This window comes from Streptomyces sp. NRRL F-2580, from assembly GCF_000720115.1.
Lineage (GTDB): Bacteria > Actinomycetota > Actinomycetes > Streptomycetales > Streptomycetaceae > Streptomyces.
Window position 1 is genome coordinate 218488 of sequence record NZ_JOIR01000013.1, and the last position, 20065, is coordinate 238552.

20 protein-coding genes and 3 pseudogenes are annotated in these 20065 nt (G+C 73.5%); 9 read left to right on the plus strand and 14 right to left on the minus strand.

Translation table 11 applies throughout. The features are described from left to right. Positions 1-61: 61 nt before the first annotated feature. Complete coding sequence (locus IF88_RS0117220) at positions 62-802, plus strand: HNH endonuclease family protein (RefSeq protein ID WP_078892940.1); 741 nt, start codon at positions 62-64, stop codon at positions 800-802. A 132-nt stretch (positions 803-934) separates the two neighbouring features. On the opposite strand, the pseudogene IF88_RS43620 reads toward IF88_RS0117220, so the two are convergent. Together IF88_RS43620 and IF88_RS0117230 are read right to left on the minus strand one after the other, a co-directional pair. Continuing rightward, positions 935-1218 (minus strand): annotated as a pseudogene (locus IF88_RS43620) (hypothetical protein); the annotation flags it as partial. 259 nt (positions 1219-1477) lie between these two features. Further along, the gene (locus IF88_RS0117230; protein WP_030712327.1) at positions 1478-2011 is read right to left on the minus strand and encodes a GNAT family N-acetyltransferase; all 534 of its coding nucleotides are present in this window, start codon (positions 2009-2011) and stop codon (positions 1478-1480) included. A gap of 150 nt (positions 2012-2161) precedes the next feature. On the opposite strand from IF88_RS0117230, the gene IF88_RS0117235 reads away from it, so the two are divergent. After that, on the plus strand, positions 2162-3454 hold the full coding sequence (locus IF88_RS0117235; RefSeq protein ID WP_030712330.1) for a sulfite oxidase: 1293 nt from the start codon (positions 2162-2164) through the stop codon (positions 3452-3454). An 8-nt stretch (positions 3455-3462) separates the two neighbouring features. On the opposite strand, the gene IF88_RS0117240 is transcribed toward IF88_RS0117235, so the two are convergent. Continuing rightward, positions 3463-4626 carry an alpha/beta hydrolase family protein gene (locus tag IF88_RS0117240; protein WP_030712333.1) on the minus strand — a complete coding sequence of 388 codons (1164 nt, stop codon included), beginning with the start codon at positions 4624-4626 and terminating at the stop codon, positions 3463-3465. Between the two features lie 428 nt (positions 4627-5054). Between IF88_RS0117240 and IF88_RS0117245 the strand changes: the two genes are divergently transcribed. Beyond that, the gene (locus IF88_RS0117245) at positions 5055-5522 is read left to right on the plus strand and encodes a hypothetical protein (RefSeq protein ID WP_030712337.1); all 468 of its coding nucleotides are present in this window, start codon (positions 5055-5057) and stop codon (positions 5520-5522) included. 341 nt (positions 5523-5863) lie between these two features. On the opposite strand, the gene IF88_RS0117250 is transcribed toward IF88_RS0117245, so the two are convergent. From IF88_RS0117250 to IF88_RS0117270, 5 genes are all read right to left on the minus strand, one after another. Next, the gene (locus IF88_RS0117250; protein ID WP_030712339.1) at positions 5864-6994 is read right to left on the minus strand and encodes an EcsC family protein; all 1131 of its coding nucleotides are present in this window, start codon (positions 6992-6994) and stop codon (positions 5864-5866) included. Positions 6995-7091: 97 nt separating this feature from the next. Next, a complete protein-coding gene (locus tag IF88_RS46550) occupies positions 7092-7385 on the minus strand; it encodes a hypothetical protein (protein ID WP_158754429.1) in 294 nt (97 codons plus the stop codon). 80 nt (positions 7386-7465) lie between these two features. Beyond that, entirely contained in the window at positions 7466-7954 is a 489-nt protein-coding gene (locus IF88_RS0117260; protein WP_030712343.1) for a hypothetical protein, read from the minus strand. A 187-nt stretch (positions 7955-8141) separates the two neighbouring features. Next, a complete protein-coding gene (locus IF88_RS0117265; protein ID WP_030712344.1) occupies positions 8142-8549 on the minus strand; it encodes a DUF3224 domain-containing protein in 408 nt (135 codons plus the stop codon). A 321-nt stretch (positions 8550-8870) separates the two neighbouring features. Beyond that, positions 8871-9845, minus strand: coding sequence for an isopenicillin N synthase family dioxygenase (locus IF88_RS0117270; RefSeq protein ID WP_030712346.1), 975 nt, complete (start codon positions 9843-9845; stop codon positions 8871-8873). 254 nt (positions 9846-10099) lie between these two features. On the opposite strand from IF88_RS0117270, the gene IF88_RS0117275 reads away from it, so the two are divergent. The 3 genes from IF88_RS0117275 (at position 10100) to IF88_RS0117285 (ending at position 12277) form a co-directional block, all read left to right on the plus strand. Further along, the gene (locus tag IF88_RS0117275; protein ID WP_037806166.1) at positions 10100-10852 is read left to right on the plus strand and encodes a VOC family protein; all 753 of its coding nucleotides are present in this window, start codon (positions 10100-10102) and stop codon (positions 10850-10852) included. Positions 10853-11041: 189 nt separating this feature from the next. Beyond that, entirely contained in the window at positions 11042-11230 is a 189-nt protein-coding gene (locus IF88_RS0117280; RefSeq protein ID WP_030712351.1) for a DUF6381 family protein, read from the plus strand. 222 nt (positions 11231-11452) lie between these two features. Beyond that, positions 11453-12277 carry a DUF1206 domain-containing protein gene (locus IF88_RS0117285; protein WP_030712354.1) on the plus strand — a complete coding sequence of 275 codons (825 nt, stop codon included), beginning with the start codon at positions 11453-11455 and terminating at the stop codon, positions 12275-12277. 25 nt (positions 12278-12302) lie between these two features. On the opposite strand, the gene IF88_RS0117290 is transcribed toward IF88_RS0117285, so the two are convergent. Next, the gene (locus IF88_RS0117290) at positions 12303-13661 is read right to left on the minus strand and encodes a M64 family metallopeptidase (RefSeq protein WP_030712357.1); all 1359 of its coding nucleotides are present in this window, start codon (positions 13659-13661) and stop codon (positions 12303-12305) included. A gap of 138 nt (positions 13662-13799) precedes the next feature. Between IF88_RS0117290 and IF88_RS0117295 the strand changes: the two genes are divergently transcribed. Further along, positions 13800-15179 (plus strand): tetratricopeptide repeat protein, encoded by a 1380-nt coding sequence (locus tag IF88_RS0117295; RefSeq protein ID WP_037806114.1) that lies wholly within the window; start codon positions 13800-13802, stop codon positions 15177-15179. Here the strand turns inward: IF88_RS0117295 and IF88_RS0117300 are convergent. The 3 genes and pseudogenes from IF88_RS0117300 to IF88_RS0117310 form a co-directional block, all read right to left on the minus strand. Continuing rightward, the gene (locus tag IF88_RS0117300) at positions 15142-16689 is read right to left on the minus strand and encodes an MFS transporter (protein ID WP_234323568.1); all 1548 of its coding nucleotides are present in this window, start codon (positions 16687-16689) and stop codon (positions 15142-15144) included. The two genes, IF88_RS0117295 and IF88_RS0117300, sit on opposite strands and share 38 nt — an antisense overlap. 24 nt (positions 16690-16713) lie before the next feature. Next, the gene (locus tag IF88_RS0117305; RefSeq protein WP_030712368.1) at positions 16714-17295 is read right to left on the minus strand and encodes a TetR/AcrR family transcriptional regulator; all 582 of its coding nucleotides are present in this window, start codon (positions 17293-17295) and stop codon (positions 16714-16716) included. Between the two features lie 118 nt (positions 17296-17413). Next, positions 17414-17686, minus strand: a pseudogene (locus IF88_RS0117310) (30S ribosomal protein S14); the annotation flags it as partial. 47 nt (positions 17687-17733) lie between these two features. On the opposite strand from IF88_RS0117310, the pseudogene IF88_RS0117315 reads away from it, so the two are divergent. Continuing rightward, positions 17734-17961, plus strand: a pseudogene (locus IF88_RS0117315) (cobalamin biosynthesis protein CobW); the annotation flags it as partial. 96 nt (positions 17962-18057) lie between these two features. Here IF88_RS0117315 and IF88_RS0117320 read toward each other — a convergent pair. Next, on the minus strand, positions 18058-18297 hold the full coding sequence (locus IF88_RS0117320) for a DUF6158 family protein (protein ID WP_030712377.1): 240 nt from the start codon (positions 18295-18297) through the stop codon (positions 18058-18060). Positions 18298-18438: 141 nt separating this feature from the next. Further along, positions 18439-19347, minus strand: a complete 909-nt coding sequence (locus IF88_RS0117325) for a LysR family transcriptional regulator (RefSeq protein ID WP_030712381.1) — start codon at positions 19345-19347, stop codon at positions 18439-18441. 183 nt (positions 19348-19530) lie between these two features. Between IF88_RS0117325 and IF88_RS0117330 the strand changes: the two genes are divergently transcribed. Then, positions 19531-20061, plus strand: coding sequence for a DUF6817 domain-containing protein (locus IF88_RS0117330; RefSeq protein WP_030712386.1), 531 nt, complete (start codon positions 19531-19533; stop codon positions 20059-20061). Positions 20062-20065: the final 4 nt, after the last annotated feature.

Genomic DNA, 20065 nt, shown 5'->3' on the forward strand with positions numbered 1-20065 from the left:
GTCCGGTTCTGGGTAGTCTTCCGGGGACAGTTGCGACGCGCGGCCGGCAAGGGGTGGGGTTATGGGACGTCAGACAGGTGTGCCCGGTGCGGTCCTGGCGGCCGTGCTGCTGGCGGCGGGCGGGGCCGGTTGCTCCGGTACGGCCGCGCCGGACGGCGGGGACGCGAAGCCGTCGGCCACGCGGACCGCGCGGCCCACGGACTCGAAGCCGGACTCCACACCGGACTCCAAGCCGGGCGGCGGGGACGTGCTTCCGGGGATGGTGACCGCGGCCGAGGCCCGGACCCGGCTGGCGGCGCTGAAGGTGGCGCCGGGGGGCACGATGGCCGGCTACAGCCGGGACAAGTTCACGCACTGGGCCCAGCAGGGCAACAAGTGCGACACGCGTGAGGTGGTCCTGGAGCGCGACGGCTCCGGTGTCCAGCGGGACGCGGAGTGCCGGGCGGTGTCCGGCAGCTGGAAGAGCCTGTACGACGGGCTGGCCGTCACCGACGCCGCGAAGATGGACATCGACCACATGGTCCCGCTCGCCGAGGGGTGGCGCTCCGGCGCGGCCGGCTGGGACGCCGCCAAGCGCAAGGCCTTCGCCAACGACCTGACCAACCCTCAGTTGCTCGCCGTGACGGCGGCCTCGAACCGTGCCAAGGGTGACCAGAGCCCGGACCTGTGGCAGCCGCCGGACAAGTCGAGCTGGTGCCAGTACGGACGGGCCTGGACCACCGTGAAGTCCACGTACGGGCTGACCGTCACCGAACCGGAGAAGAAGATGCTCACCACGATGCTCGACACCTGCGCCTCATGACCGGGGGACACCACCGGCGGTGGCAGGACCGGGTGACTCCCGGTCCGGGCGGCGCCATGACCGACGAGGTCGGCGTCATCACCGGCCCGCTCACCCTGTGCACCACCGCCGTGGCCGGGGTGACGGGCCCTTGCCCGTGCCGGGCTCCACCGCTCCCGTGCCGACCACCAGGAGCCGGCCGTCGGCGGTGACGGTGGCGCCGTGCTGGTGGGTGCCGGCGGTCATCGGCTCGACGGTGGTCCCGCCGCTGCGCGGGTCGACGACGGCAATTTCCCGTCGGCCGGGCGGACGGCCGCGTAGTGCGGCTTCAGCCAGGAGCCGAGTCCGCCCTCGGTGCCGTACGGGGCGACCTCGATCCGGCGGGGCCGCAGCGACGCGGCCGCCACGACGGTGACGTCGAAGGAGTCGTGGCCGGTGACGAGTCCGGGGCGTTCGGGTCGGCGAGCAGTACCCCGGCCGCGGCCAGGTGGTCGCCGGGCGCGGCGAGCAGCAGCGGCGTGCGCGTTCATGGTGTCCCTCTCGGCTCCGGGGCGGGGAGGGCCGCGTACGCCCTCCCGCTCCCCCGGTCCATGCTCGCCGCGCCGGGGCCCGCGGCCGGTCCGCCCGCCGGACGGAGCCCGGGAGCGGTCCGGCCGACCCGGGGGTCGTCCGATCGGCTGATGCGGGACGGCCGGATCAGGCCTCGTACTCCGTGAGGTCGATGCCGTGGATCCGCACGGAGGTCTGGTACCGGGGGTCGGTGGTGTCGCGTTCCATCACCATGCCCAGCTTGCGGATCACGTTCTCGGAATCGGTGTTGCTCATCCGGTTGATCGCGACGACCCGGTCCAGGCCACGGTCCTGGAGGGCGAACTCCAAGGTGGCGTGGGCGGCCTCGGAGGCGTAGCCCTGGCCCCAGTACTGGCGGCCGAGCCGCCAGCTGATCTGCACGTCCGCCCGGGCGTCCGGCAGGTTCTCGAGGACCGAGAGGCCGACGGCGCCGATGAGCTCGCCGGAGCCTAGGAGCTCGACGGCGAAGAGCCCGAAGCCCTCGTCGTCCCACTCCTCCTCCCAGCGCTCGATCTCCTCGGCCGTCTCGTCCAGGCCGAGGGTGGATCCGTCACCGATCCAGCGCATCACCTCGGGGTCGGCGTTGATCTCCGACAGGGGGACGAGGTCGTCGTCGGTCCAGCGGCGGAGGAGGAGGCGGGGGGTACGGATCTCGGTCATGCCCCACATCCTGCCGAAATTCCGCCGACCAGCGGTAATCGGCCGTTGCGGCGGTGTTTCGAGTGCGTGGCCATCGCCCTGGGAAGGTTCCCGCGGCCCGCCCGGGACCTCTACGGTCCGTCGGGAACCGCGACCGAGGAGATTCCCGCCATGCCCTTCGACCTGTCGGACGAGAGCCGGTACGACCGCACGCGCCTGCGGCAATGGGCCCGCGGGCGCGCCCGCTCCGCCGGAGTGGACCGCCGCGACCTGCTGAAGCTGTTCGCGGTCGGGGCGGCCGCCGGATCGTTGGGCGTGGCGACGGGCGCACCGGCCGCGGCCGCGGGCTCGGCCGCCACCCCGGGCGCACCGGCCGCGGCCGCCGGCCCCGTCACCGTCAAACCTCTGCCGCCCGAGCTGTTCACGCTCCGCGGCACCAACGCGGAGACGAACTTCGCGGCGCTGCGCGGCACCGGCCCGCTCACCCCGATCGACCGGTTCTTCGTCCGCAACCACACCTCCACCCCGCGCGTCGACGCGGGCGGGTGGCGGCTGAAGGTGTGGGGCGACGGGCTCGCGGGCGGCCCGGTGGAGTTCTCGTACGAGCGGCTGCGGGCCCTGCGGGCGGTCGAGCGGACGCTGTTCATCGAGTGCGCGGGCAACGGCCGGAGCTTCTACACCACGCAGCAGGGGCAGCCGGTGACCGGCACCGCCTGGACCCTGGGCGCCATCGGGGTCGCGCGCTGGCGCGGGGCGCGGCTGTCGGACGTGCTGCGGCTGGCCGGGGTCACCCGCGGGGCCGTCGACGTGCTGCCGAGCGGGCTGGACGACGAGGTGATCGCGAACGGGGTGAACCTGGGCCGGGTGCGCCGCCCGCTGCCGGTGGCGAAGGCGCTGGACGACGTCCTGCTCGCGTACGAGATGAACGGTCAGCCGTTGCCGCCCGACCACGGCGGTCCGGTGCGCCTCGTCGTACCGGACTGGGTCGGGATCTCCTCGATCAAGTGGGTGGGTGACATCGAGGTGAGCGACGAGCCGCTGTACTCGCCGTGGAACACCGACATGTACCGGCTGTTCGGGCCCGAGCACCCGGCGCAGGGCAGCGCCCCGCTGACCCGGCAGACCCTCAAGAGCGCCTTCGAGCTGGAACTGGGGGCCACCGTTCCCGTGCACCGGACCCGGCTGCTGACCGGCCGTTCCTGGTCGGCGGCGGCCCCCGTCACTCGCGTCGAGGTCAGCACGGACGGGGGCGGCCACTGGCGGCGGGCCCGGATGCACGACGCCCCGCGCCGGGGCGGCTGGGTGCGCTGGTCGCTGCCGTGGACCCCGCGGACGACGGGTGCGACGGCGCTGCTGGCCCGGGCGACCGACGCGAGCGGGCGGACGCAGCCCGAGACCTCGGTCCACAACACGCAGGGCTACCTCTTCGACGCGGTCGTGCGGCACCCGGTGACCGTGGTCTGAGCGGCGGTTCAGGGCGTGTGGAAGCGGACCTCCGGCGCGTCGGGGGACGGGCCGTCGAGGAGGGGCTGCGGCATGCCCTTGAGGTGCTGGTCGAAGAAGGCGGCGACGTAGCGCCGGGTCAGCTCGACGGAGCGGCCTCCGGGCAGCGGGGCGTCCTGGTCGGGGAGGCCGAGCTGCTCGCCGATCGCCGGGAAGTCGCTGAAGGTAAAGTGACCCGAGTCCGCGAAGGTGATCCAGCGCTTCCAGCCGTCGAGCTTGGGCCAGTCGTCGTCCCACGACTTGATGCCGCCGGGGACGCTCTTCTGCTCGCCGAGGAACATGAAGGGGCGCCCGCCGAGTCCGGTGTCGGGGACCGGGGTGTGGAGTCCGCCGTCCATGTTCACCCCGGCGCGGATCCTGGGGTCGACGGCCATCGCGGCGACCGCGGAGGCGCCGCCGATGGAGTGGCCCGCCATCGCGATGCGGCTCTGGTCGATGAGGCCGGCGTGGCGCCAGGCGGGGTGGCGTCCGGTGAGGTGGTCCAGCAGGAAGGACACGTCGCGGCCGCGGGTGTCGCTGACCGTCCGCATCGGGGTGCCCGCCTCGGTCTTGTCGCAGGCCAGGCACTTCAGCACGCGCCCACCGGGGAAAGCGGTGCCGACGCTCTCGTAGGCGTGGTCGACGGAGGCGACGACGTAGCCGCGGGAGGCCAGGTCCTCGGCGAGCGCGGTGAGGGTGGCGCGGTGGACGGTGAAGCCCGGGGAGAGCACGACCAGCGGGTACCGGCCGGCGAGGGGACGGGCGTGGGTCCGGGAGGCGCTCGCCGTGCCGGTCAGGGTCGCGACGGGGATGACCTGGTCGAGGCCGCGGTCGACCAGCAGCAGCCGGGCCTCCTCGTCGGTGAGGTAGCGCGCGGGACCGCCGGTGTCGCGCCGTGCGGGGTAGCGCATGGTGACCATCAGCTCGCGCGGCCCGGATCCGGCCCAGGGGTCGGTACGGCTGCGGTCCACCAGGTGCAGGTCCTCCCGGCCGACGGCGAATCGGCCGGTGGGGCGCGGCAGTTCCACCGCGGTGCGGAGCTGCGCGGCGGCGGACGGCGAGTCCGCCGCGACGGCAGTACCCGCGCCGGCGAGCGGGAGCGGCAGGAGCAGGGCGAACAAGGCGGCTGAGGCGACAGCTCTGCGTCGGTTCATGAAACCGAGGCTATGCAGCGGGAGTAGACGGATCGTCAACTCGCAGGAGGATCGCCCAGTCCCTCCCGAGTAGGTCCCGCCTCCGCCTCAGGTCTCATCCGGCCGGTGTCAGGGCCTCCGTCCTTTCGCTTCGCCGCCGGCTTGCCGAGCGTGCGGTAGCCGGGGTGCGGGCCGGGCGTCAGTTCCCGCTGCGCCGGGACACGTTCGAGGAGTTCCAGGAGGTGGGCCCGCCCGTCGGAGTCGAGGGCGGCCAGCAGGTCGTCCTCGTGGGCGGCGGCCGCCGGCCACCCTCGTCCTGCTCACGGAGGCAGCCGCCCCGCTCCTGCCGATCGCCCGCTTCGCCGGGCCGGCCCGGCTGATCGCCGCGGGCTTCCTGCTGCCGCGCCATCGTGTCCGTACACCCGTCCGTGTCCCCGAGGAGGGCTGACATGACGACCATCACCGATCGGGACCCCGCCCAGACGGAGCGCCTGCTGCGGTTCCACCAGCCGGAGATGCTCCTGCGCCAACTGGGCCCGCTCGACGAGCCGGTGCTGGCGGCTCTGTTCGGGACGGATGCCGGGGAGTACCGGGGCCGGCAGGAGCGGTTCGAGGAGCGCAACCGGGAGGCGGCGGCCAGGCTGTCGGCCGGCCCTGACGCACCTTCCCGGATCGCCGCGCTGCCCTTCCGCCCGGGTGAGCACGTCGTGGCGCTCGGCGAGAGCACCACCGCCGACAGGCTCTCCTGGTTCGAGATCCTGCGGCACCTGCTACCCGACGGCGTGCGCTGCACCCACCCGGCCGTATCGCCGGTGCCGTGTTTCCAGCGGCCCGATTGGGTGCTACGCATGCTCGGCGCGAACGACGTGCAGCGCATCGACCGCACTCCGCTCGTCGCCTTCGCCGAAGCCTGTTGAAACCTGACCGCCCTGCGCGACCTCGCGGTGGCCCGCACGGGGGCCCTGTGGGTCTGGCTCACCCCGACGGGCACCGACCCCGACCGCGTGGAGCGGTACGAGCACTTCCGGCGGGCCGGGCCGAGCTGGTCCGGCGCGGACCTCGACGCCGTGGCCGGCTTCCTGCTGGCCCGGCCCGAGCCGGTGGTCGACACGTGCCCCGCGGCTCGCGGCCACCATGAGGCCGACGGCCTCCACCTCACCCCCGACGGCCAACGCGCCGTCACCGCAGCCCTGCTGGAGCCCCTCCACCGACGGCCGGCGACCCCGAGGAGCGGGAGGAACTGCCTGCGTTCTACGGCTCAGCGGAGGTCGGGCCCGCCCGCCTCGGCGAGCTCGCCGAGCAGGCTGATCGCCGCGTCGGCGTCGTCCGGGACGTCGCGGGCGTCCGAGGCGTCCGGGCCGACGCCGGCAAACGATCCGGACGCTTCCTCGTCACCGAGATGCGGGTACTTCTCCAGGAGGAACCGCCGCCGGTACGCCATGTCGGCTGCGTCGACGATCGACTCCAGAGTGGTCCAGTTGAAGGTGCCTCCCACGAGGATCCCGAATGCGGGGATGGCTTTGCCGAGTCCTTTTTTGGTGAGGCGAAAGCCGAACGCCTTCGCGAACTGCGCGGAGACCTTGGCGACGACCGCCTCGTTGAGGACCGCCCACGTCTTGCCGCGGACGAGTGCTTGGGTGAGCCGCGAGATGTCGGCCATCGCAGCGGTCTTGGCGGTGGCCGACATGGCAGTCCCGGCATTGACGACGGACATCACGAAGAGCTTCTCGGCAGGCTCTTCGGGGTCGTAGCCGTAGAGCAGCGAGATCTGGCCGACGGAACGGGATGCGAGGCCGAGGACGACTGCGGCGTCGGCGGCGAAAGCGCCGACGATGGCACCTCCCGAAGGGGCTGCCGCGGCCCCGGCGGAGGCGGCGGTGACCAGCTGTCCTCCGGAGATCACCAGCCCTGCGCCCGCTCCCGAGAGCGCTGCGCCGGCCGGGTAGTACCAGCTCGCTGCCCGTCCACGGACCGCGTCGATCTGCTGGAGGTCGAGGCGGCCCAGGTCGGACAGTGATGCGACGTCGTGCCCGCGCTTCTGGTGGAGCGCCACGACCCGTTTGGAGGAGAGTCCCGCCCGCGAGAGCCGTCCCACCGTCTGCCGCACGGACCGAAAGGCAGTGCCGCTCCAGTCGGGGAGGGCGTCGGCGGCTCCGCGAGCCCCGGCGCCGACCGTGTGAGCGCCCTTGGCCGCGATTTTCTGTCCCCGCGAAACCGCGGACTGGGCCCGCGGGTGGTTCTCCAGGTACTTCGCGGCACGCTTGCCGAGTTCCGCGGCGCCGTTGGCCACTTGCTCGCCGGCGTCCCTCATCACCCGTGACAGCGGACGGCCGCTGAACCGTTGGATGTCACGCCATGCCGCGAGTTCGTAATCCGAGGGGTCTGACACACCGCGAGTGTAGTGGCCGAGGCCTCCCTCCGGGCAGTTACGTACAACTACGCACAACTGCCCAGCGGACCAGTGCGCCCCCGGCCTCTTGATGCGATCAGGACTTCCGCTCCTCGGCCCCGTCGCCCTCCTCGTCCTCGGCTTTGGCCTCCTCCACCATGCGCTCGATGTCCACGTCGATCCGGCGCAGCTCATCGACCACGAGCCCCCACGCCCGGCCGTGCAGCTCCTCCGGCACCTCCTCCTCGATGAGCGCCCTGAGCCGGGATATCTCCGAGCGGGCTCCCTCCTCGTCGGCCTCCGTCGGGCTGTTCATCGCGTTCCACACGATCCGGCCCACGGTGAGAGCACCCCGTCCGATGGCCCCGATCACCGCCCCGAAATCAGGCACGGCCCCCTCCTCACTCTCCGATGACCTGTTGAGTATGCAGGGGACGCAGTGGGGCGGCGGAGCGTTGCCGCCCGAGGCGGTCAGGCGCGGGCGAGGCGGGGGAAGAGGCACTCGGCGTTGCCGCGGTGGGTCGAGTGGGGCTGCCCGTCCTCCCAGTGCGGGTAACCGTCCAGACCGTCGTCGAAGCCTCCGCACCATTCCTCGGGCACGGTGGGGAAGTCGCTGCCGTCCGGGACGTGTCCGGGCTCGGCGAAGGCGAGGAGCGAGGGCAGCGAGGCGGGGCCCGTGCAGAACGCGGTACGAAGGAGAAGCGCCTCAACTCGACCAGCAGGTCCTCGGGAGCCTTGCCCGGACGCAGCCGGGCGGCGGACGCGAAGCGGTGGGCGGCGCGGAGCGGCGTACGAGAGGATGCCGGTGGCGATCGAACGGCGGCCCATCATCGCGATCGCGCTCTGCCAGTCCCAGGCCGGCACCGGCCGGCCGAGGGCGGCGGCGCGGTCGGCGATCGCACGGCTGCGGTCGGGCGGGATCACGTGGTGGCGGAAGTCGATCCGTGCGTGTTCGCCCATTCCGGTCCTCGTCTCCTCCCGCCCGTGTCGGGGGCGGGAGGTGCACGGTGGACGGGAACGCGGCGAGCCGGCCGCAGTCCATAGATCCCCCGGACACCGGCGGCCGCCCGTACACGCGTGCGCCGCCAGAGCCGTTCCACCCGCCCGGCCCCTACGTCCCGCGTCTACGCCGAGGCGGAGCGGGAGCTCAGCCGAGCTGATAGTCGAACCAGATTCGGTGGGTGCCGTCGGGATCGACCGCCATGCCCCCGGCACCGGAGATCCCGGCGAGCTCCCCGGTTCCGCTCGAGGGCACGAGGGTGAAGAACTCCGCAGTGCGGTCGCTGCCGGAAGTGGTCGCCGAGTGGACGAAGTTGAACGCCCCCTCCCGGCCGTGCAGTGAGCCCTCGAAGGACTCCATGGCCACATAGGTGCCGACGCCGGTCTCCTGGTCGAACGCGGCGGTGAACAAGGTCGCCGAGCGACCGGCGACCTCGCCCTCGAACGCCTTCTCCATGGTCGCCACACCCACGGGCAGCCCGGTGGACACCGCGGGGTCCGGCTTCAGCTCGGTCGGGACGAACGCTTTCACGGTGAACGTTCCAGTAGCTCTCATGTGCCGACCGTACCGACGCGCACTGACATCAGCTCCAGAAGCCGCGTGGTGCGGCTACGAGCGACTTCCCGATCTTTGAGGTGCCTGGTGCGGCGCCTCCCGATCCGGCTTGCGTACGCTTCCCGCAGGGTCCCCCGGTGCCGGCCCCGATTCCGAACCGGGTTCCCGCCCGCGCTACACCCGCGCGACTTCGCAGGCCCGGAACGCCAGCCGGAGTGAGGCTCCGCCGGCGGCCCGGGCACCACGGGCCCCCTCCCGCGTCTCTCGCCGGTGCGGGCCGGCCGTCCGAGGTGGGTCCCGGATCCCGGTCCGTCTCGGGGCTCAGCCCGCCTCCGTGACGCTGATCGCGTCGAGCTTGCCGCGCAGGTACACGTGGGAGTCGACGGGGTCGTGCACCACCCGGCCGACGGGGGCGGGGAGGGATTCCACCCGGGTGTGCGCGTCGCATTCGTAGAAGTAGACGAGTGAGATCAGCTCCTCGGCCGGGGTGTGGGCGGGCGGGGGCAGGACGCGGTGGCGGCCCGCGCGCCAGCGGTCGCCCGTCCAGCGGGCCATCAGGTCCCCGATGTTGACGGTGAGCGCGGCCGGGTCGTAGGGGGCGTCCTGCCAGCCGTCGGCATCGGTGTGGATCTGGAGCCCGCCCGCTCCGAGCTGCCGGTCGAGGACCGTGACCGTACCGAAGTCGGTGTGCGCCCCGATGCGGAACTGGCCGGGCAGCGGCGGGCCGACGGTCTCGGTGCCGGGGTACCAGTTGAGGTTGAACCCCCAGGTGGGGTGTCCGGTGTGGCGCGTGAAGTGGTCCTCGGCGAGTCCGAGGGCGGTGGCGAGGAGTACCAGCAGCTCGTCGGAGAGGGCCCGCATCCAGGCCAGGTACTCCGTCACCAGCGGCCGCAGCTGCGGCACCTCGGCGGGCCAGACGTTGGGCCGGAACCACTCGGCGTCCACGGAGGGGTCGCCGGTGGGGTCGTCCGCCGCGAAGGACCAGGACTCCTTGAGGTCGGGCGGTGAGGCCGTGCCCTCGGCGTAGCTGTTGGCCTCCGCCCCGGGGCCGAGCCAGCCCCGGCCGCCGACGGTGACGGCGTACGGCTCCTTCACGGCGGCCGGCAGCCCGAAGAACGCGCGCGCCGCCTCCCTGATCCGCGCGGGCAGCGAGGGGTCCACGCCGTGGCCGGTCACGAGCAGGAAGCCGGCCGCGCGCAAAGCCTCGTCGACGCGGGCGGCCGTACGGGCACGTTCCCGCGGCCCGCCGGACCGCCACGGCCCGAGATCGATGACGGGAACCTGGGAACCGACCATGGGAGACCTGCCTTCCGGGGCTGCGGGGTGGCGTCCGGAACCGAGGCTAGCGCCGGACACCGGCCGGGATCGACACGGAGCGTGATTCTCGGACACCTTCCGTGTGCGTGCGCCGCCGTCGGCCGCGAGGAAGCCGCCGACCGCGAGGAAAGGGACGAAAAGGGCCAGAATGAACCGGGGGGCTCACAGGGACGGAGCGAGCGGTGGAGATTTCGACGAGGGAGGTCTTCGGGGCGCCGTGCTGGGTGAGCCTGATGACCCGCGACCTCGAGACGGCCCAGCGTTTCTACGGTGCGGTCGCGGGCTGGAGGTTCCGGCCGGCCCGCCTCGGCCAGGCCTTTTCGGTGGCCTACCTGGACCGGGTCCCGGTGGCGGGGATCGGAGCGCTGGCCGGGGACCTGGGGGTCGCCGTGGCCTGGACCCCGTACTTCGCCGTAGACGACGCCGATGTGGCGGTGGACCGCATCCGGGAGCGGACGGGCACCATCGCCGTCGGCCCGGTCTCCTTCGAGTCCGGCGGCCGGGCCGCGCTCGTCGCGGACCCGGACGGCGCGGTCTTCGGGATCTGGGAGGGCGCCGTGGCCGCGGACTGGCGGGCGGGCAAGGGCCCGCTGCCGGCCTGGCTGGAACTGCGTACGCGCAACGCCCTCGACGCGGCGATCTTCTACGGCGCGGTACTCGAATGGGCCACCGAACGCCCCGGATGCTGCGAGGTCTCCTACGAGGAGGACCAGGTCGTCCTGCGGCAGAACGGTGAGCCCGTGGCCCGCCTGAACAGCGGACCCGTCGAGCTCGCCGCCTACTCCCCGCACACCAGGCCCCGCTGGCACGTCCACTTCCGCGTGCCGAAGCTGCGGCCGGCGATCGAGGCCGCCGTCGCGCTGGGCGGACGCACGGTCTCGGACATCACCTCGAACGCCGTGGAGCGCTGGGTGACGCTCCGCGACCCGGACGGGGCCCTGTTCACCCTCACCACGCTGCTCGGCGCGGACACGGACCTGGACTGACCGGCCCGGCCCGACTCGAGCCGACCCGGCCCGACTCGACCCGAGCCGACCCGGCCCGGCCCCGGCCTGCGGCCGGCCGGGGGAAGCCGGGGGCTGGGGATCACGCTCGGTGACGCTTCGAGATGCGCGCGCCCGGCAGTGCTGGTTCGCTGAATCCGCCCGCTCTCCCCACCGATCCAAGGAGCGATCATGAGCGTTTCAGGCGAACCCCGCGGCCGGTCCCAGCAGATGCGCGCCAAGGCCCAGGAACTGAACGACGCGGCCGAGCGTTCGACCGACCCGGAAGAGCGCCGTCGGCTCAAGGAGAAGGCCCGTCGTCTCCAGGAGCAGAGCGAGCAGGAGGGCCGGATGGACGACCGCGGCATGGACCCCATGTAGCCCTGGAGCCCGTGCCCCGCGCCTCTCCCCCGTACCCCGGCCGGTGGCCGCCGCGATCCGTCGCGCGGCCACCGGCCGGTGCGCTGCCGCCGGGCACGGCCGGGCCCTCACCGCATGGAGGGGCGGTGTCCGGGTAGCCGCACGGAGAATCCTCCGGCACCCGGGTCCGGCGCGTACGCGTCCGCCCGCCACGCCGGACCGAGCGGAAGGGGGGCTGGTCTCATGGTCGGCCGATTGGCACGTGAAGGCGCACGGACCGGGTCCCAGGGGGGCACGGGCCGCGAAGTGGTGGCGCGGTGCGGACTCGTGGCGCGCGGCCTGCTGTACGTACTCGTCGGCGTGCTCGCCGTGCGGGTGGCGTTCGGCGACGGCGGCCAGGAGGCGGACCGCACGGGCGCGCTGCAGGAGCTGGCGGAGAAGCCCCTCGGCGGTTTCCTGGTGTGGGCCGTCGGAATCGGCCTCGTGTGCATGATGCTGTGGCGGCTGTCGGAGGCGGTGTTCGGCGCCGCCGGTCCCGACGGCGGCAAGGCCTCCAAGCGGCTGGCGTCGGCGGCCCGGACCGTCTTCTACGGGGTCGTCGCGTTCTCGGTGCTGTCCTTCGCGGCCGGATCCGGCGGCGGGCGGTCCGGCGACGAGCAGTCGCGTGACGTGACGTCGAAGGTGATGGAGCTGCCGGGCGGCCCGTGGTGGGTGGGGGCGGCCGGGGCGGCCATCGCCGTGGGCGGCATCGTGATCGCCGTGCAGGCGGCCCGCCGCTCGTTCCGCAAGCAGTTGGAGATGGGCCGGGTGCCCGAGGGCGTCCGCAAGGCGGTCGTGTTCCTCGGGGTCGCCGGCGGCCTGGCCCGCGGCGCGCTGTTCACCGCGGCCGGGGCCTTCCTCGTCTACGCGGCCGTCAGCTACGACCCCTCGCAGGCGAAGGGCGTCGACGACACCCTCAGGGCGTTCGCCGAGACCCCGGCGGGACCGTGGCTCCTCGTGCTGGTCGGCGCCGGGCTCGTGCTGTTCGGACTGTTCTCCTGGGCGCTGGCCTGCTGGCGCCGTGTGTGAGGGGGCGTAGGGGGCGCGGCGCGCCTCAGAGCCTGACCGTCCAGGTGGCCGTGGACCGCAGCGTACGGATGGTCTTCGGGTCGCGTACCGACGGCGTACGGTCCTCGGCCGTGACCGACAGCCGGTGCGTCCGGAGGTCGAACAGCCACAGCTCCGCCACCGGCACCTCGGTACGGCCCTCGAAGCGCTTCAGCTCCCTGCCGTCGAGGTACCAGCGGACCACCGGCTGCCTGCCGTCCGCCCCGTTCAGCCTGGGTACGGACGCCTTCGCCGTGTGGCGCAGCCGCAGGGTGCGCTCGGTCGGGGTGAGCGGGGTGACGATCCGCGCGTGCTGGTAGAAGCCGGCGATCATGGACTCGACGCCGGGCAGGTTGAAGGGCTTGCCCAGGACCCGCATGAGGGAGTTGTCGGTGGGCCGGTAGAGCCCGGTCACGAAGTAGTTGCCGCCCTCGTAGGCGCCGACGGTACCGCCGTCGGGTGACTTTTCGCCCAGCCAGCGGTACCACTTGGCCCGCTGCGCGGCCATCCCGTCGGCGGTCAGCGCGGTGCTGTTGGATTCGGCGGGCTCGGGGCCGGTGTACTTCTCGTAGTCCGGGACGCCGGGGTAGAAGTACTCGTCGGCGAGCTTGCCCAGCGAGTGGCCGGTCTCGTGGATGGCGACCTGGCCGGACTTCGGGTGGCCCGCCGAGGCCGTGGAGATCCCCTCGTAGCCGAGGGTGGCGCTGCGCTCGTTGTAGCCGGCCCCGCCGTACTTGGCGCTGTTGGCGAGGACGATGACCAGGTCGGCCGCCGGCGCCTTCGCCACGTAGGCGTCGACCTTGGGCTGGTCGACGCAGAGCAGCCGCTCGATGTCCTCGCACCAGAAGTAGGAGCCGAGGGCGGTGTCGCGGACGGTGGCGGGGTCGGGGTCGCCGGAGACGCCGGAGTCGTGGGAGACCGCGTCGACCGTCCAGACGTTGAAGAGGTTCCGGTACGTGGTGTACGGCTCGACGGCGGTCACCTCGGCCCACTTCTGTTCGGCGTCGGCGTGGAAGCGCGCCAGCTCGGCGGCGGTGTAGCCGTCGCCGATGACGACGACGTCGAGGCGGTCGGCGGTGGAGCCGTTGTCGATCAGTTTGGTGACCGTGCCGTCGGCCTCGCGCTGCGCCGGGGAGAGCCGGCCCGCGCTCTTCGCGGGGCCGCCCGCGGCCGGCACCCGGGCGTGGCCGGATCCGGCGGCGCCGCCCTGCTCCGGCCCCGGTATCTCCACCTCCACCCGGCTCTTGGCGGTCGGCGGGTCGGCTGCGTCCGCGGGCCCGGCGGCCACCAGCGCGGCGGTCGCGCAGACCATCGCGACGGCCGCGCGCAGCGCCGTGCGGACGGCCGGACGTCTGACTCGAACCATGAAGTCCTCCCCCGGAAACGGAAGTTAAGCAGTTTGATAAATCTGCTGAAGTGGTTGCTTAAACTAGGTGGCGCGCGGGTGGTGCGCAATGCCTGCTCCCGCTGAATACTGGGGAGTTCGAGCAACCAGGGGGACTTCATGGACGAACCGGCCCTGATCGGGCGCCGGGTTCAGCGCATGCGCGGTGAACTCGGTCTGACGCAGCGACAATTGGCGGAACCGGCCTACACCTCGGCCTATGTCTCCACCCTGGAGTCGGGCAAGGTCCGCCCCTCCGAGACCGCGCTGCGCTTCCTCGCCGCGCGCCTGGGCACCTCGTACGAGGAGCTGACCACCGGCCGCCCCGCCCACGTGGCCACCGAGCTGCGGCTCGCCCTCACCGACGCCCAGCAGACGCTCGCCACGGGCGAGGCCGCGGAGGCCGCCGTACGCTACGGGCGCCTGCTCACCGAAGCGGAGGACCTCCGGCTCGTCCCCGAGCAGGCGGAGGCCCGGCTGGGGCTCGGCGAATGCGCCCTGGAGGCCGGGGAACTACCGGACGCGATCGCCCACTTCGAGGCGGCCGAGCGCCTGCTGGCCGACCAGCCGCTGCCCCGCCGCGCACGGCCGATCCGCGGGCGCGCGGTGGCCCACCTGCTCGCCGGTGAGCTGCGCTACGCCTGCTACCTCCTGGAATCCACCATCGACGAGCTGGGCGCGAGCGGGCTGGCCGATCCGGACGCGCTGGTACTGCTCCACGCCGCGGTGATCGGGCCCTACATCGACATGGGCGCCCATGCCCGCGCCGCCCACGCCGCCGAGCTCGCGCTCGCGCTGGCCCCGCAGGTCAACGATCCGGCGCTGGTGGCCGGGATGCACCGGCAGGTGGCCCGGACCTTCCTCGCCGAGGGGCGGGTGGCCGACGCCGACGCCTCCCTCGCCAAGGCCCAGGCGATCTACGGGCAGTTGCGGCTGCGGACGGATCTGGCGCACTGCCACTGGATGCGCGGCTACGTACAGGCCCAGAACGGCGAGCTCGCCTCGGCGGAACGGGAGCTGCGCACGGCCCGGGACATGCTGTCGGCCCGGCGCGCGGGTCTCTACACGGCCCAGGTGGAGGTCGAACTGGCCGACGTGCTGCGGCAGCTGGGCCGGTACGAGGAGGCCGCCGGGCTGCTCTCCGCGCTGCTGGACCTGGGCGACCGCCACGGCGCCGTCCACGCGGGCGGCGCGCACCGGCTCCTCGGTCTGATGGCCGAGGAGCGCGGTGACACCGAGTCCGCCGAGGAGCACTACGTGCAGGCGCTGGCGCTGCTGGAGCGCAGCGGGGCGACCGGGGACCTCGCCGATCTGTGCCGGCTGCTGGGCGACCTGATGCGGCGTACGGGCCGGGTGGAGGCGGCGATGGACGCCTACCGCACGGGCCTGGGCCACCGGGCGGCTCCGGGCACCACCACCCTGGGGCCGGCGCCCGCCGCGCCCGCGTTCCGGCCGGCGCGGCTCAGTGGTTCTCGGTGGGCCGCAGGTCCCGCGGAATGAGCGACCACGTGGTGGCCGCCGCGACGACCGCGAGGCCGCCGGCCAGGAGGAACGCCGGGGTGATGGCCAGGGTGTAGGCCTGCGAGGCGGTGTCGAGCAGGGCCTGGCCGGCGGAGCCGCCCAGCCGCTCCGCTGTGTGCGCGGCCTCTCCGACGGAGTCCCGTACGGCGGCGGCGGTGGGGCCGTCCAGGTCGAGGGCGGGCAGGTTGCCCCGGTAGAGCACGGCCGCGGTGGAGCCGAGGACGGCGACGCCCATGGCCGAGCCGAGCTCGTAGCAGGTCTCCTCTATGGCTGCGGCGCTGGAGACCTCGGCCGCGGGCGCGGCGGAGACCAGGGTCACCGAGGCCACGGTGGTCGCGATGCCGGCGCCGGCGCCCATGACGGTCAGGGCGGCCGCGAAGGCCGGATAGCCCAGGTCGGTGAAATGCTGGAGGGTCCAGGGCAGGGCCATGCCGACGGCCAGGACGACCAGTCCGGCGCCGAGCACGTGGCGGATCGCGAAGCGCTCCATCAGCGAGGGCGCCAGCATCGAGGCGGCGATCAGGGCGAGCGGGGCGGGCAGCAGGCGCACTCCGGCCTGGAGCGGGGTGTAGCCCTCGCCGTACTGGAACCACTGGGTGACCAGGAACAGGATCGCGCCCATCCCCACCATGGGCAGGAAGATCGCGGTCGCCGCGACGCTGAAGGCGGGCTTGGCGAACAGCCGGACCTGCAACAGCGGGTTGTCCAGGGTCAGCTGGCGGCGTACGAAGACGGTCAGTGCGACGGCGGCGACGAGGAGCAGGGCCCAGGGCAGCGGGTCGGCGATCCCGCTCTTGCCGAGCTGCTTGATGCCGCCCGCGAGGGTGAGCATGCCGACGACCGACTGGCCGACGCCCCACCAGTCCCAGGCGCCGGTGCCGCGCGGGGAACGCGATTCGGGCAGGTAGCGCAGGCCGGCCGCGACGATGACGGCGGCGACGGGGAGGTTCAGCAGGAAGGCCGAGTGCCAGCCGTAGTCCTGGACGAGGAGCCCGCCGATGACCGGCCCGAAGGCCATGCCGCCGCCGAAGACGGCCGCCCAGACGGCGAGCGCGAAGGCGCGCTCCTTGGCGTCGGTGAAGACGGTGCGCAGGATCGACACGGTGGACGGCATGATGGCAGCGCCGCCGATGCCGAGCAGGCCGCGGGCGGCGATCACGTGCCAGGCCTCGGTGGAGAACACGGCTATGAGCGAGGCCAGCGAGAAGATGCCGAAGCCGGCCATGAGCAGCCGCTTGCGCCCCCAGCGGTCGCCGAGCGCGCCCGCGGTGACCAGCAGGCCGGAGAGGGCGAGCGCGTAGACGTCGATGATCCACAGCTGCTGCACGGCGCCGGGCCGGAGGTCGCCGACGAGCGAGGGGAAGGCCACGTTGAGGATCGTGGTGTCCATGGAGATGAGCAGGAGGCTGCCGGAGAGGATCGCCAGGACGATCCACCTGCGGGGGGCCTGCGCGGGGGTGTGCATCGGGTTCCGTTCAGAGTGGTTCACGGTGTGCGCACTGTGGCGCGCGGGTCAGGGTGCGGGGTCGCCGGCGGGGGGCCGCGCGGCGGGCCGCGTCCCGCTGAGGAAGGAGGTCAGGACCAGGTGGCCGATCTGGCGGCGGGCGAGGTGGCCGTCGCGTACGCCCTCGGCGGCCGCGTCGAGCAGGCCCCAGAGCGAGTACCAGATCCAGTACGGCGGCAGGTCGGCGCGCAGCCGCCCCAGCCGCTGGCCCAGGGCGAGGAAGGCCAGGGCCCGCTGGTCCTGCCGGTCCACGCCGGCGCGGAACTCCGGGTCCGCGAGCACCGTGGCGTCGCGCGAGGTGAAGCCGTAGAGGTGCGCGGCGGGCATCAGGGCGAGGACCAGGTCCTCCAGGGCGGCGTCGAAGGCGGCCCCGTCGGCGTCCTCGGCCAGGTCGAGCGGGGCGAGGCACCCGTCGACCACCTCGATCGCGCGGACCGCGACGGCCTTCAGCAGCGCCTCGCGGGTCGCGTAGCGGCGGCTGAGCGTGGCGCGGCTGGTCCCGATCCCGGCGGCGATCTGCACCATCGAGGCGCTGTGATCTCCGGCGAGGACGCGAGCGGCGCCGTCCAGCAGTTCTTCCTCGTGCACCATGGCGATGAGCCCCCTTCGCCTCGAACGATACAAGTTTGTCTCATCCGAGGCAAAGAAGGCCCACCGAGCCACGCCGGAGCACCCGCACAAGCTCCTGGGCACGCAAGGTCACCAGGACCGACTTCTTGACCCCCGGCAGGAATCCCGCATGCACCTGTTCGCGCATGCGGACGCGGGAGAGGCCGAACCTGCGCAGGGGCCCGCGCGGCCTTGCGTCCACGCTGTCCCGGTTGCGCACCCGGGTGGCACTGGCGCCGCACGGCTGACGCCTCAACTCCGCGAGAGCGACGGCGCGTTCGGCCGCGGTCGAGGACGGCCGCCGCAGGACCCCCTTCAACTCCGCCCGCCGGGCGGCGTGGGTCGAGCGCTTCCAGCGCCGGTACGGGAGCAAGCCGTGACCCTGCCCGTCGTCATCGTCGGCGGGCTCCACGCGGACGGGAGATGGTGCCTCTCGTACGCAGGGCGGCCGCCGCTCTGGGCTGGCACCCCGAGCACGGCGACTGCTGCCAGCACCTGGTCTTCACCTCACCCGGTCTCGACCGCGATGGGCTGGCGGCGCGGCTCCTCGAGCCGTGCCTGCTGACCGACGCCGAGTACGCCGCCGGGCCGGAGGCGTGGAAGCGCCTGCCGACCGCCTTCGGCCCGCTGCTCGACCCCGTCTCGTAGCCCGTCCCGCCACCCGTCCCGCAAGCCGAAGGAATGGCCGGTCGGAGGGGATATCTCCCCCGGCCGGCCGCCGGGTACGGGACGTGCCCGCGGTGACTACTCGCCGCCGCGGGCACGGGCCCCGGAGCGGGTGCGACCCGCGGTCTGGGCCCGCTGCGGATGGCGGCGTACGTACTCGTGCTCCAGCTCGTTCATCCGCTTCGTGTGGGTGACCAGCGCGTCGTCGGACCCGTGCAGCAGGGTCTCGTGGCGCGTGCGGTGGATGGCCTCCAGCTCCTTGAGGAGCCTGCCCTCCTCCAGATTCCGCGCCGCCGGACCGCCGTCGTGCTCCGTCATGGCACGTGCACCTCCTCCGCCGGGCCGCGGGATCACGCCTGGCCTTCGTCCCCGGCCACTCCATCATCCTCCGCCCCGCGCCCCGCGTCCTCGTCAGCCGCCGAACCCGGTGGCGGCCGGGTGCACCGGGGCGGGCGGGCGTCACCGCTGCCCGGCAGCGCGCGCCCGGCAGCTGCGGGCGACCTCGTCGGCGAAGACGAGGGCCGGCGGGGCGAGGGCGGCCCAGCGGCGGACCGCCCAGCCCACCGCGAGCGGCGGCAGGGCGGGAACGCGTACGAGGCGCAGCGGGCCGTCGGCGCCGGGGACCTGCCAGCCGGGCAGCGCGGGCACGACGGCGTGGCCCAGGCCCAGTTCGGCGAGGAGCAGTGCGGTGTCCCAGTCGGCCACGCTGGTGTCGGAGCGTACGTGGATGCCGGACTCGGCGAAGGCGGCGTCGAGGTGGGCGCGGGAGGCGGAGTTCTCCGGGAGCCGGATGTGCCGGATGCCGGCGAGGTCGGCGGGATCGATGCACGGGCGGGCGGCGAGGGGGTCGTCGGCGCGGACGGCGAGCACCCAGGGCAGTTCCATGACCGGGCGCTGTTCGATGCCGCGGACCGGTCTGCCGATGGTGATCCAGGCGAGATCGAGGTCGTCGGCGGCGAGGGCGTCGAAGCAGCTGCGGCTGGAGTTCTCGGTCTGGAACTCCAGGCTCACCCCGGGGTGGAGGCGGCGGAAGGTGACGACGGCCTCGGACATGAAGTGCCGCACGGTCGTCGCGCCGGTGGTGACGCGCACCGAGCCGCCGCCGCCCCGTACGAGGTCGTCCACGCGGCGCAGGGCTCCGTCGAGACCGGCGATGCCGTCCGCGGCGGCGGCCTGGAGGATCCGGCCCGCCTCGGTGGGCACGACGCCCCGGGCGTGGCGCTCCAGGAGGCTCGCGCCGGTCTGCTTCTCCAGGCGGCGGACGTGCTGGCTGACGGCCGACTGGGTGCAGCCGAGGTCGCGGGCGACGGCGCTGAGGCTGCCGGCACGGCAGACGGCCACGAACACACGAAGATCGTCGAGGGTCACGAGACCCCAAGATATCGCTTGGATGTGGGGAGCAAACCGGAGGATTGACTTGGGGTTTCGGCTGGAACAAGATCAATGCAGGGCCCGGGCGGCAACCCGTCCCCGCCTTCGCCACGGGGTCCGGACCCCCGGCGAATGGTGTGGACGGGTGCCGACCCAACCACCACGACCGAGGGAGTACCCGTGTCGGAGCGCGCCGTCGCATGGTTGCGGGAGCTCGGTGCGCAGGACCTCGCCCACCCCGGCGGGACTCTGCTCACGCACCTGGAGCGCGTACGGGGGCTGCTCGCGTCCTGGGGTGCGCGGCCCGCGCTGCAACGGGCGGGCCTGTGCCACGCCTTCTACGGTACGGACGGGTTCCCCACGGCCCTGCTGCCGCTCGCTCGGCGGGCCGAGCTCGCCGAGGTGATCGGCGAGGAGGCCGAGGCGATCGTGTACCTCTACGCCGCCTGCGACCGGGCGGCCTCGTATCCGACGCTCGCCGACGGGGAGGCCGCCTTCCGGGACCGGTTCACCGGCCGTGTCCACTCCCCCGCCGTGCAGCTGCGCAGGGACTTCGCCGAGCTGTCGGCGGCCAACGAGCTCGACCTGGCGCGCATCGATCCCGCCTTCCGTGAGGCGTGGGGAGCCGCACTCCTCCAGTTGTTCGGCCGGTTCCGGGGGCTGCTGAGCGAGCCGGCCCGGCGGGAGTGCCGGGCCGTGCTCGGCGGCTGACGGG